We start from the raw sequence: 12,376 nt of genomic DNA on the forward strand, positions 1-12,376 counted from the left end.
TAAAGGATGTTTGAATATGCCAGATGCATTCAAGGAACTACTGGAAGCCTACAGGCAAATGTGGAATAATCGGATATTGATAAACGAAGATGTTTTATCAGAAATCGTGTTAAAAGAAGCGATTAAACGAGAACTCCTCGATGGGAATAGTCATCCTAGGGTTCGTAAATCAATCGAAGAGAAATATCTATCGGCTACGAAGAGAATTATTGAAGCCGATTTATCTAGTGCAAAAAAAGTGGCATTAATCCAGATTCATATTGAAATGGCCTCTAACTTAAAAAAAGACATACATAAATGAAGGTTAGGTATTTATTTAAGAGAATTCAGCATGAGCATTTACCTTTCATTTATACCTATGTAGGTATAAACTGAAAGGTAAGATTAACAAAAAGGATGATGCCAGTATGCCATTTCTAACATTAGTACTAGTCAGTGTGCTTTTTTATATGATGTACTATCGATATTTTCCCGTGCGGACAAAGCGATGGATTCCTCACGATGTGAATACCAATCATGTAGTAGTGGATGTCAGGGATTATCAATACTCGTCCAAGGGAGATTGCGAAGATGTTGTCGCGCTCCCATGCAGCTATATTCAAAGGTATTCCGAGGATATCCCTGATGGACCAATTATTGTCTTGGGGAGCAATCTTGTGGAATGTAATGTCAGTGTAAGGCAATTAAAACGTCTCGGTTTCAGTGTAGAAGGGTATTTAATTATCGAACCTGACAAAAAATGTAACGAATACCTTTCTTTAGGATGAATATTCAATTTCTATGAAACGTTACTGTAATATCCGTTACAAAACCAAGCCCCTTCAAAACCTGTCAAGAATCATATACCGGTAATAATTAGTCGCCTGAGATAAATTATTCAATTACTGGAAATGTAAGTAAATCAAATATAAATCTGTTCCTCCCTACTAGAATCAGTGGTTACTATAGTACTATAGAAAATTGTCTTTCAAAATAGAACAATTGATTGCTAGTTACCAAGTTCTCCCGTAAATGTAACAAAAACAGGGTGGTATGATGAATGTGCAGCAAGACAAACACATTCACTAAGGAGGAATTCATTTTTATGAATAAGAAAATGATGGTTTCAACAGCAACAGCATTAACATTATTAGCAACTCCATTCGCAGCAGGTAAAGCTGATGCTGCAGCACCATGCCCAGCTCAAGATAAGGCAGATCAACAGTTGAATGTCTTTAAATATAATGGTAATCAAGAAGATTTAAATAAATTTGTGCAAGATACTCTAGCAAAATACCAAATCGATGGTAAGAATATTAACGTGCAAGAGCTATTAAAAGGACAAGCTCCAAAGGCTCAAGCAGCTCCTGCCCCAGCTGAGGAAGCACCTAAAGCAGAAGCTCCTGCGCCAGAACAAAGTGCAGCCCCAGCTCCTGAACAAAAAGCAGCACCAAAAGCAGAGGCGCCTGCACCAGCACCTGCAGCTAACGAACAACAGCAACAACCTGAACAAACAGCAAGTGATCAGTCTGGTCAATTAAGCCAATATGAACAAAAAGTCGTAGAATTAACGAACCAGGAACGTGCGAAACAAGGACTTCCAGCACTTAAAGTAGATGCAGAATTAAGCAAAGTAGCACGTGAAAAATCAAAAGATATGCAAGCAAATAACTACTTCTCTCATACTAGCCCAACGTATGGTTCACCATTTGATATGATGAAGCAGTTCGGCATTGAATATAGCTCTGCAGGCGAAAATATCGCAATGGGTCAACAGACTCCTGAAGAAGTAGTACAAGCATGGATGGATAGTGAAGGCCACCGTAAAAACATCCTAAGCTCAAATTATACTCACATCGGTGTAGGCTATGTAGAAAACGGTAACTACTGGACTCAACAATTCATCGGTAAGTAATAGCATGCAATAATGAAAGCAGTCTCTCTTTGGAGAGGCTGTTTTTTTATGTTCTTTTCTAAAAATCAGCCTTTTATTTGTTTAGTTCATTGATCCGATACTGAGATAGTTGATTGACACCTTAGGTAAAAGCATCCTCGAAAAGTAATCGACTACTACTGTCCTATCTTTTAGCTAAATAGCAACTATCCTTCAAAAATCTGATATGTATAGTTTGGAACAACTGGAAGGAGGTTATTCAAAAAGATAAGCTTACAAAATATGAACGGACAATTTAAGAGCTTACATTTGCATTTAAGCAAAATCATTCTTACTATTGAAATATAACGAGTACGTGGAGTGAGCTTGATGAAAGATAAAGTTGTCCTAATTACAGGAGGGTCAAAGGGGATTGGCCGACGAACGGTCGAGGAGTTCTCTAAACAGGGATATACTGTGATCCTGAACTATAGACAAAATGATGCATTTGTAGAGGAATTGGTCTCTGAATTAAAGGAGAAATATCATAATAACTTCTTCCCCATCAAGGGGGACATCTCTGTTCCAGAAGAATGCGAGCGAATGGTTGTAGAAATGTGGAGTAAAGTGGAGAGCGTGGATATCCTGGTTCATAATGCAGGACCTTATGTGAAAGAGCGAAAGTCATTTGCCGACTATTCACCTGAGGAATGGAATTACATAGTCAACGGAAATTTAAATAGTGTCTTTTACTTATCAAGGTTAATTGTTCCAAAAATGAGGGAGAAGAAATGGGGAAGAATTATCACCTTTGGCTACGATCGAGTCGAGTCAGCACCTGGATGGATTTACCGATCTGCATTTGCTGCGGCAAAGGCGGGGCTTGCATCCTTCACCAAAACGATTGCAATTGAAGAGGCACAAAATGGCATAACTGCTAATATGGTCTGTCCTGGAGATATTGTGGGCGAGTGGAAGGAAGCGGATATTACCAGTGTGAAGGGACATTATGATCCATTGACTCCGGTAGGCCGACCTGGAACGGGGGGAGACCTTGCTCGGATCATTTCATTTTTATGCCAGGAAGAATCTGATTTCATTACAGGTGCCGTTATTCCTGTGACCGGTGGTAAGGATGTTCTCGGAAAGGTATTTCATGAATAAGAAGCCACGGCTAAAGACGGCCGTGGCTCTTTATTTAATATAATGGTTATTCAGTTTTAAGACCATAATGCTTTCGATATTTTTTCTGGATATATATGAGTCGTGCAGATAACGTAATGGCACCTGCCGTTAAACCGGAAGTAAGTCCCAACCAGTACCCATATGGTCCGAAGCCTGTATAGTTTGCAAGTATATATCCTAAAGGTAACCCGATCACCCAATAGGAAATGAGAGCCATAATAAAGGTGATATTTACATCCTTATAACCCCTAAGGGCTCCCTGGACAGGAGCTTGAATAGCATCGGAAAGCTGAAAAAATACGGCGTATAAAAGGAAATGTGCTATCAATTCCAAGACATAATCATCATCTGAATAGAGGTGTGATATCTCAGATCGAAATACAAGTAATACCACACCATATAGGACAGCCAGGAGTAGCGCAAAACTGACGCCAATCCAGCTGTAAACCTTTGCATCCCTTAGCCTTTTTGCCCCAACCTCAAACCCTACAACGATGGTTAACGCCATAGATATACTGAGGGGGATCATATAAAGAAATGATGCGAAATTAATGGCAGCCTGATGAGCAGCGATGACGAACGTATCGTAATTGCTCATTAGTAGCGTCACAGCTGAAAAGATGCTCACTTCAAAGAAAATCGATAGTCCTATTGGAACCCCGATGATAAAGAGTTCTTTCCATTCAGAAAGATCAGGCTTACGGATGGTTCTGAAGATAGAGTATAGGCTAAAGGGACGCACTGTATGAACGACCCAGAAAGCAATCAGTGTAATGACCCAATAAGTGATGGCAGATGCATAGCCCGCACCGACTCCACCTAATGCGGGGAAACCAAACTTCCCGAAAATGAGCAGGTAATTAAATACTACATTTACCGGAAGGGATATTAGTGTGATGAACATGGTGATCCTAGTCATACCAAGAGCATCAATGAATGACCTTAACACATTGTATACGAATAATGGGATCATCCCAAATGATAAGGCGATAAGATAATTCCCCGCTACAGAACGAACCCCAGCTTCTATATTCATTCCATTTAGGATTGGATTTAAAATGAAGCCGCCAACGATCATCACGAGTAGGGATAATGCAATGGCTGCATATACCCCTTGAAGGACAGTGTGAGGAACATCCTTTTTATTTCCTCCCCCGATCAATTGAGCAACGATTGGTGTTACCGCCAGTAATATTCCACTCAGCCCTGTGAAGATTGGGACCCAAAGAGATGATCCAATGGCAACGCCTGCAAGGTCGATTGGGGAATATTTTCCTGACATGATCGTATCAAAGAAATTCATGGCAAACATACCAAGTTGAGTGACAAGGATAGGAAACAGGATAATGGATAATTGTTTCATTTTATCTGTTAATGTATGGGTTTCTCTCATAACACGGTCTCCTTTGAATATCTTCCTTTAATGCACAGGCATATTTTTACTATCATACTGTACCATATTTTCAGGGGAGATAGAGAGTTAATCATACTTGTAAATGAATGATTCTTATATAATGGTGATAGCAAAGAACAAGCATGGGAGGAAGAGAATGACGAAACGGTGGGATGACTGGATTTGGATTGTGTTTTTAATATGGTACGTGGTAGGTATAATCCTTGTTTCTCTTGATTGGCTGCCGGCAGCTCTTCAATGGGCAAATGCCGTTTTCTTATATTTAGCCGGTTTTTTGGCTATTCTCTATGCAATGAAGAGAATAAAGGGTCGGATTGGTGCGGTCATAGCGATTTGTATAATGCTCACAACGATCTTTGCCGAGTCATTAGGTGTTCATTATGGACTAATATTTGGAAGATATCACTATGAACAAGACTTTGGAGTCAAGTTATTCGGGGTGCCGATCACAATTGGCTTCGCTTGGATAATGGTCATTTTCACAAGTATGGCTCATTATGAATTTCTCCTCGAGAGGAAGAAGACTGGGGTCGGGGCTTTAATCTATAGTTCGGTCACGTCTCTACTTGCGGTCACAATGGACTTGATCATCGATCCTGTCGCTTATATAGGACGGGAATACTGGATATGGGATGAGGGAGGATTGTATTATCAAATTCCTTCACAAAATTTCTTAGGGTGGTTTTTCGTATCTTTTGTCCTCCAATTTATTCTCTATTTGATAGTGAAACGAGATGGGGAATCTGGACGTTGGACTTCCAAGATGAAGCGATTATACTTCCTTGTAATTTTTATGTTTATGGTGACGGCAATGGTGGAAGGGTTGTGGTTAGCGGTCTTCGTTACACTTGCATTTTACACCCTATCCCTTTTAATCAGACTGCGATTGGAGAAGGTAAAATGATCGAACCGAACAAAAGTAAGGGGTTCCAACACCTCTTGGCGTATTATCTTATCTATCAGTTGAAAAAACATTTTTACCGTGTGTGGATCGATGACCAGAGAAAAGAGGGTACACCCCAAAAAGGACATTTACTTTTAGCCAATCATTCTAGCTGGTGGGACGGGTTATTGGTATTCTATGTCAATCATTATGTTGTGAAAGAAGATAGTTATGCCATGATGAGCCAGAAGGGGATGGAGGATTTCTCTTTCTTTCGGAAAATAGGAGCCTTCTCGGTGAACCCCGATTCCCCTAAAGATCTAGTCACTTCATTAAAGTTTGCTGAAAAATGCTTGCAAGAGAAGAAAACCGTCTGGATCTTTCCTCAAGGAAAAGAGGAGCATCTAGAACAGAGGCCCCTAACCTTTATGAGCGGACCTGCCTTCCTACAAGAGCGGAATCCTGAAATTAAATTGACTTCGGTCAGCTTCTATTACACATTTCGTCATGACCAAAGACCTGAAGTTTTTATCCGGCTCAATGAAGAGCCTTTAGAAGAGCGGGAGGACCAGTCCAGGAAAGAACGTACAGAAAGGCTTCGGATTGTGATGGAAAGAAGGCTTGATGCCCTTAAAAAGGATATCATACATGAAGAACTTTCCGACTTTCAATTACTCCTTAAAGGATTTCCAACAAGCAGTGAGTGGCTGAGTTTTTGGAAAAAAAGAAAGTAGAGGAGGGGAGACGGTGAATTATTATATACTGATGACACTTTTGTTTGTATTGGCAACATTTCTCAATCTGCTTTTTTTACCAAAGCTTTCACGTAAGTTATCTTCAAATGAGCTGGTTTCTGTTCTTGTCCCTTTGAGAAATGAGGAAAGGAATGTAGTCGGGTTAATGGAAAGTATCAAGAAGATTACCTATTCTCCACTAGAGGTAATCCTCCTGGATGATGGATCGACTGATCGGACAAGGGAATTGTTAACTCAAACGACCAATGAAGACGATCGATTCAAGATTATCGACGGCAAACCTCTCCCTAAAGGGTGGGTAGGAAAAGTGCATGCCTGCAGAGAACTTAGTCTACATGCCAATGGGGAATATTTGCTTTATCTTGACGCGGATGTCAGGATCTCCCCGTCCATTATTGAAAAAGTGCTGTACCAAATGGTCAAATATGATGCTGGTCTGATCACTGGATTTCCCCAATTCCCCATTCCGAATTTACTTAGTAAGATGTTGGTACCATTTCAGCATTTCCTGGTGTATTTTCATTTACCGATAGCGGTGGCGAATCATTCAACCAGAAAAGCGTTTACAGCTGCTCATGGTGCGTTTATGTTTTTTAAGAAGGAAGCATATGACGATTGTGGAGGACATGAAGCTGTAAAATCATCCCTATTGGAAGATGTCCATATTACGAGGAAAGTGAAAGAAAACGGATGGAAAGCTGTACTTGTGAATAATACCTCTGATGTAAAATGTCATATGTATGATACGAATATGGAAGTGTGGGAAGGATTCCTTAAGAATATTTACATAGGATTAGGAAGGAATCCGGTCTCGGTTATCCTGCTCTCGATTTTTTATTTTGTCTTTTATACTTTGCCTGTGCCGTTATTCATCTATGGACTCATTGATGGAGAATGGAGCTATTGCATCCCGCTAGCAGCGATTTGGATACAAACCCTTCTTGTCGATCTATCGTCAAATCAATCCCGTTGGCATTTTCTCCTCATGCCGGTCGCTTCCGTATGCTTTATCATCATCATGTGGGCATCGATGCTGAAGGGTGTAAAGAAACAAGGCTACACTTGGAAAGGAAGGACTTATTCATGACTAGCGTCATTATTATTGGTGGTGGACTAGGGGGATTGTCTGCAGGCATATCACTTCAAAGCAAAGGCTACAATGTAACGATCATAGATGAAAATCTCCATCCAGGCGGGAAGATGATGCCTGTTGAAATGAACGGATATTCTTTTGATTTTGGCCCGAATACGATTACGATGCCTGAAGTTTTTCAATCGGTGATCAATGACGCAGGGGGTGACGCCTCTCATTATTTTGAGTTTGAAAGACTTGTTAAACATACGAAGAACATTTTTCCAAATGGGGAAATTCTATATCAGTCAGCAGACCCCGATGAAATGATATCAGAACTTGAAAAGATAGATCCATATGGGGCAACTCATTACAAGGAGTATTTAAAGGAAGTTGAAAAGCTTTATACATTAGCAGAGCGTGGGTTTTTCTACCGTGTTTTTGGGTCCTGGAGAGATTATCTCGCCCCGCAGCTTTCCTACAGCTTTATGAAGGTCCGTCCCTTTGAAAAGATGGATCATTTTCACCGGAGATTTTTTCAGGATGAAGATGTTTTGAAGGTGTTTAATCGATACGCCACATATATTGGCTCTTCACCATACGAGTGTCCTGCCACCTTTTCGCTGATCGGTCATCTTGAGATGAAGGATGGGGTGTATTACACAAAGGGAGGAAATCCAAGCATTGCGAAAGGTTTCTACCAATTTTTCAAAGAGCTTGGGGGGAATATCCACTTTGGGACACGGGTTAAAGAGGTTGTAGTGAAGGAAAAAAGAGCAATTGGTGTCGTTACCGATAGAGATGAGACAATGTATGCTCAAGATGTGATTGTAAATGGGGATTTCATTACGGCTACTAAGCATTTGATTAAAGAAGCGGAGCGGCCGAGCCACCCGGACAGGAAATTGGACGCGTATGAACCGTCTATTTCTGCTTTTGTGATTCTGGCTGGGTTACGAAATTATCAGGCTGGTGTTCATCATCACCAGGTGTATTTCACTGGAAATTATCAAAAGGAGTTTTCGGAAATTTTCAACAAGAAATCCCTCCCGAGTGACCCAACGATCTATATTAGCCATTCGGCGGCTACAGAACGAGACATTTCCAAAGGCAGTAATCTATTTATTCTTGTGAATGCCCCCGCCATTGAGCTAACAGAGGAAGAGGTAGAGTCGTATAAAGAAAAGATTTACACTAAATTAGAAGATTTGGGTTTACCGATTAGAGAGTACTTAGAGGTCGAGAGAGTGTACACACCGAACTCGATAAAACGTCAATTTTCCGCTTATAAAGGAGCACTCTACGGTCTCGCTTCCCACCGCATGACGGAAGCGTTCCTTCGTCCTTCCAACGTCAGTAAAGACATCGACCACCTATTCTATGTTGGAGGTACAACTCATCCAGGGGGAGGATCCCCGATGGTGACGATTAGCGGAAGGAATGTCGCCAATTATATATTGAAAAGAGATAAATTTGTTTCTCAGAAAGATCATTCATTTTCTAGCAATGAATGAGAGAAGGGTTCTTCTTGATGAGGATGAAAGGATTCCGTAGTTCTTTTGTCAAATTTTCGTAGTTCTATCCCGGCTACATTTTTGGTAAAGTGTATAATGGTGAGAGAGAAACACATTAGAAAATGGAGTTAGGAGTTTATACATATGAATAAACGCATTTTATTTACCGGCGGAGGTTCGGCAGGTCACGTAACGGTTAATACAGCATTGATTCCACACTTTGAAAAAGAGGGTTGGGACATTACGTATATTGGATCAGAAGACGGAATTGAAAAAGAGATCATTACAGAACAATTTCCACATATTCCTTATGAAAGTATCTCCAGCGGGAAACTACGAAGATATTTCTCCTGGAAAAACTTTTCAGATCCTTTTCGAGTGATGAAGGGTGTGTTTGATGCCTTATCGGTTATTCGGAAGACAAAGCCAGACATCATCTTTTCTAAAGGAGGATTTGTCTCTGTGCCCGTGGTGATGGCTGCTAAAATTGCAAAAATTCCAGTAGCGATCCACGAATCTGATGTGACTCCGGGACTTGCGAACAAGCTGGCGGTTCCGTTTGCGACAAAAATATTCACTACATTCCCTGAAACGGTACATTCGCTTCCTAGCGATAAATCATTATGTGCTGGAGCGATTATCCGAGAAGAATTGTTCTCGGGTGACGCGAGTGAAGGAAAGAGATTAGCAGGGTATTATGATGAGAAGCCTGTCTTGTTGATTATGGGTGGAAGTCTGGGTGCAAGAAAGATCAACGAATCAGTAAGGGGAAATCTGGAGGAGCTCCTTTCCCGTTTTCAAATCATCCACATTTGCGGTAAGGGAAATATAGATGAAGCTTATATTCAAAAAGGGTATCGACAATATGAGTTCATTAAAAGTGAACTTCCCCATTACTTGGCAATGACTGATTATGTGATCTCCCGTGCAGGTTCTAATTCAATATTTGAATTTCTTGCATTGAAAAAACCGATGTTATTGATTCCCCTATCGAGGGAAGCGAGTCGCGGAGATCAAATCCTCAATGCAGATAGTTTCGTCAAGCATGGCTACGCGCTAAAATTGGAGGAAGAAAAACTGAACCAAGAGAGTTTCTTGATGAAAGTCAATGAATTGACAGGAAGCAGAGATACCATTATTCAGAACATGGAAAAAGGTCAGAAAGCCTACACCATACAAGATATGTACGAAGAACTTTCAACAATGGCAAGGTAACAAGTCATCTACATCCCCTTTAAGCATATAGTATACAAATGGTAGAAGGGGAGAAGTGGAATGGCTTATCAATTTTCAAAAGGATGGTACCTTCAAGAGCTTAAAAAGATGGGAATCAACCATCATCCTCTTGAAAAAAGGAAATTGGAAAATTACAAGACCTTTGTTGTAAGGAACCTGTACTTCGAAAAAATAGCGAAAAAGAAATAAAAAAAAGGGCTCGTAGGTTAAGGGTGCTTATCTGAAAATGATATGCATCCTCATCCTACAACTCCTTTTTTAATTCTCATTCTTAATACTGATATTAAACGTAAAATGTGGGTGATTAGTAGTGAATCTTCTCTTGAACACGAGGGTCAACTCACGCACAGCGGAAAGCGAGCACCTGCAGAGTAGATCAACTACTACTCCCCACATTAAATGGCAATAAAGTTTACGAAAAGTGGCTTTCCCAAAGGTTGTTGTTTTAAATCAGTTAGAAACTTTTGCTTAGACATGTTCAATTTTCATTTAATTTTCATTTTAAAGTAGTATACTAACCTCATCATTACAAACAGACGAGGGGTATATAAATTGAGCTCAAAAAGGAAAAACAGTAACCATTCTTCTTTTTTATCAACTACCATTCCAAATCCTAAAGAACGAAAAAACGTTCTGTTGTATTCATCATTAAGTGCTGGTATCGGCTTGGCAGGACTAATCCTCATTTTTGTATATAATGGGATGCTAATGATGATGGAAGAGGATTCCTACAATGGGTTCGTCAAACAAGTCGGATCAGTAACAAGGATTGTATATTTTATTGTTCTCAGCATGTATCCAGTTTATCTATTACTGAAATGGAAGAGTTTGAAAGAAATAAGGTGGAGAAATCTTTCGTTAAAACGCATGGTCCAATTCTCAGCGAAATTCTTGAGAAAATGGCATGTCCCTCTTGCACTGCTAGCAACAGCAGGAGTGCTATTACATGGGGTGCTCGCATTAATAAGAGATTTTCCTTGGGACTTTACGTACATTACAGGTATTCTCTCGACGGGCGTATTGATTTTTCTGGTGTTTATGGGGTTTAAACGATTCAAGAGAAAAGATCAAGCATGGCATTTGAAATTGGCTATCGCTTTTACATTTTTATTTATGATTCATGCTTCTTTTTAACCCTTTAAATAAAAAAGACTCTTTTCGCAAAGATTGTTGTTTTCTAACATAGGGGCTGCCAAGGCTCTGTCTATTGGTGAGTGCGGTAGTTGGTGAGGGGAACGGCTTCGCTTTCCGGCGGACGAACGGCCAAGCCTCCTCAGCTGCGCTTCCGGGGTCTCGGCACGCCCGTTTTTCCGCAGGAGTCTACGCCGTTCCCCTCACCATCTAAATGAGATATCGTGACAGAGCTTACTAGTGAAGCTAAAATAGACCATTACACACGTTAAAAAATGTTGTGTTCTACTCTTTTAAATCATTTAAGAGAAACAACTTGGTTGATTGTAGCGGAAGGTGCTCGACTCCTGCGGGAATTGCGGGAAAGTTGAGACCCCGCAGGGCAAAGCCCGAGGAGGCTCAACTCACGCCCCGCGGAAAGCGAGCACCTGCAGCGGAAATCACTACACACTATTAAAAAGCAACAAAGTTTACGAAAACAGCCATAAAAAAAGGTTATCACACAAGGATTAGGTCCTTAAGATGATAACCTTTTTAAATTAACCAAGTTTAAGCTTCGAGCGCTTGATCGTCTTCCTGGGATGATTGAAGTTGATATAAATACAGAGTATACAAATCTTTAGGGATTTCATAAAGATTATATACCTCTTCCTGAGCATTTAATTGTTCATAAAGTGATTTTCTCGATTCATTGGCTTTCACCACATATGGGAGCTTTTCTGCAGCCTTTTGTGAGCGTGTATTCACTTTCCGGATTCTCATGAATATGGTTTCCATTCCAAGCTCAAAGAACAATTCGGAAAAGAAGGCGTCCTTCGCTGGTTGATTATATCCTTTGCCATGAAAAGGTTTACCAAGCCAGGTTCCCAGGAATCCAGCGCTTTCCTGAATGTCGAATAAGTTAATCGTGCCGATCGGGTTTCCCCATTCATCCAGAATTGTACGGGAAATAAGTTCTCCACGTTCTTCTGATTCAATCGTTTGTTTCGTTAAGAATAAAAGTTCCTCATAAGAGTGCGCTTTTTGGCGCACAAAAGGGAAGACATCCGGGTGCACCATCAGGTCATAAAGTTCATGACACTCATGCAGTTCACGTTTTTTGATCATAGTAGACCCTCCTTGAGGGTAGTCTACTTGCGTACGATCCCACCCTCGAAATTTTTAAATGGTAACTAAAAAATTTCGGGGTGGGAATCGAACCCACTAAGACCAGTTAACGAACTGGTGGCGCACCTTTTGCCTTCCCTTGTTTACAATCGCTCAATCTAAGAATAGAGCGCGTTTTTAGAACAATGTAACTTGAAATATATTATCCATTTGTATCATATACGAAA

At 40.5% G+C, this 12,376-nt stretch carries 13 protein-coding genes; 11 read left to right on the forward strand and 2 right to left on the reverse strand.

The annotated features are described in order from the left end of the window. The first annotated feature begins 16 nt into the window (after nt 1-16). The 4 genes from FGG79_RS01670 to FGG79_RS01685 all read left to right on the forward strand — a co-directional run bounded on the left by FGG79_RS01670 (nt 17) and on the right by FGG79_RS01685 (nt 3,016). Complete coding sequence (locus FGG79_RS01670; RefSeq protein ID WP_138775995.1) at nt 17-301, forward strand: hypothetical protein; 285 nt, start codon at nt 17-19, stop codon at nt 299-301. 106 nt (nt 302-407) lie between these two features. Beyond that, nucleotides 408-767 carry a hypothetical protein gene (locus FGG79_RS01675; RefSeq protein ID WP_138775997.1) on the forward strand — a complete coding sequence of 120 codons (360 nt, stop codon included), beginning with the start codon at nt 408-410 and terminating at the stop codon, nt 765-767. Nucleotides 768-1,084: 317 nt separating this feature from the next. Beyond that, nucleotides 1,085-1,894: a CAP domain-containing protein gene (locus FGG79_RS01680; protein ID WP_138775999.1), complete on the forward strand. Its 810-nt coding sequence runs from the start codon at nt 1,085-1,087 to the stop codon at nt 1,892-1,894. A 348-nt stretch (nt 1,895-2,242) separates the two neighbouring features. Further along, the gene (locus FGG79_RS01685) at nt 2,243-3,016 is read left to right on the forward strand and encodes an SDR family oxidoreductase (RefSeq protein ID WP_138776001.1); all 774 of its coding nucleotides are present in this window, start codon (nt 2,243-2,245) and stop codon (nt 3,014-3,016) included. 46 nt (nt 3,017-3,062) lie between these two features. Here FGG79_RS01685 and FGG79_RS01690 read toward each other — a convergent pair whose 3' ends face one another. After that, nucleotides 3,063-4,430: an MATE family efflux transporter gene (locus tag FGG79_RS01690; protein WP_138776003.1), complete on the reverse strand. Its 1,368-nt coding sequence runs from the start codon at nt 4,428-4,430 to the stop codon at nt 3,063-3,065. A 157-nt stretch (nt 4,431-4,587) separates the two neighbouring features. Here FGG79_RS01690 and FGG79_RS01695 point away from each other — a divergent pair, with 157 nt between their 5' ends. From FGG79_RS01695 to FGG79_RS01725, 7 genes are all read left to right on the forward strand, one after another. Further along, nucleotides 4,588-5,355 carry a carotenoid biosynthesis protein gene (locus tag FGG79_RS01695; RefSeq protein ID WP_171050745.1) on the forward strand — a complete coding sequence of 256 codons (768 nt, stop codon included), beginning with the start codon at nt 4,588-4,590 and terminating at the stop codon, nt 5,353-5,355. Beyond that, entirely contained in the window at nt 5,352-6,068 is a 717-nt protein-coding gene (locus FGG79_RS01700) for a lysophospholipid acyltransferase family protein (RefSeq protein WP_138776007.1), read from the forward strand. Before FGG79_RS01695 ends, FGG79_RS01700 begins: the two co-directional genes overlap by 4 nt. A gap of 13 nt (nt 6,069-6,081) precedes the next feature. Continuing rightward, on the forward strand, nt 6,082-7,176 hold the full coding sequence (locus FGG79_RS01705) for a glycosyltransferase family 2 protein (protein WP_240794176.1): 1,095 nt from the start codon (nt 6,082-6,084) through the stop codon (nt 7,174-7,176). Next, nucleotides 7,173-8,675, forward strand: a complete 1,503-nt coding sequence (locus tag FGG79_RS01710; protein ID WP_138776009.1) for a phytoene desaturase family protein — start codon at nt 7,173-7,175, stop codon at nt 8,673-8,675. Before FGG79_RS01705 ends, FGG79_RS01710 begins: the two co-directional genes overlap by 4 nt. Nucleotides 8,676-8,819: 144 nt before the next feature. Then, nucleotides 8,820-9,890, forward strand: a complete 1,071-nt coding sequence (locus FGG79_RS01715) for an undecaprenyldiphospho-muramoylpentapeptide beta-N-acetylglucosaminyltransferase (RefSeq protein WP_138776011.1) — start codon at nt 8,820-8,822, stop codon at nt 9,888-9,890. Nucleotides 9,891-9,950: 60 nt separating this feature from the next. Continuing rightward, the gene (locus FGG79_RS01720; RefSeq protein WP_138776013.1) at nt 9,951-10,100 is read left to right on the forward strand and encodes a DUF2639 domain-containing protein; all 150 of its coding nucleotides are present in this window, start codon (nt 9,951-9,953) and stop codon (nt 10,098-10,100) included. 363 nt (nt 10,101-10,463) lie between these two features. Next, on the forward strand, nt 10,464-11,045 hold the full coding sequence (locus FGG79_RS01725) for a hypothetical protein (protein ID WP_138776015.1): 582 nt from the start codon (nt 10,464-10,466) through the stop codon (nt 11,043-11,045). A 546-nt stretch (nt 11,046-11,591) separates the two neighbouring features. Here the strand turns inward: FGG79_RS01725 and FGG79_RS01730 are convergent. Continuing rightward, nucleotides 11,592-12,149 (reverse strand): GNAT family N-acetyltransferase, encoded by a 558-nt coding sequence (locus FGG79_RS01730; RefSeq protein ID WP_138776018.1) that lies wholly within the window; start codon nt 12,147-12,149, stop codon nt 11,592-11,594. Between the last annotated feature and the right edge of the window lie 227 nt (nt 12,150-12,376).

Origin of the sequence: Bacillus sp. BHET2 (assembly GCF_005938125.1) — a bacterium.
GTDB lineage: Bacteria > Bacillota > Bacilli > Bacillales > Bacillaceae_B > Rossellomorea.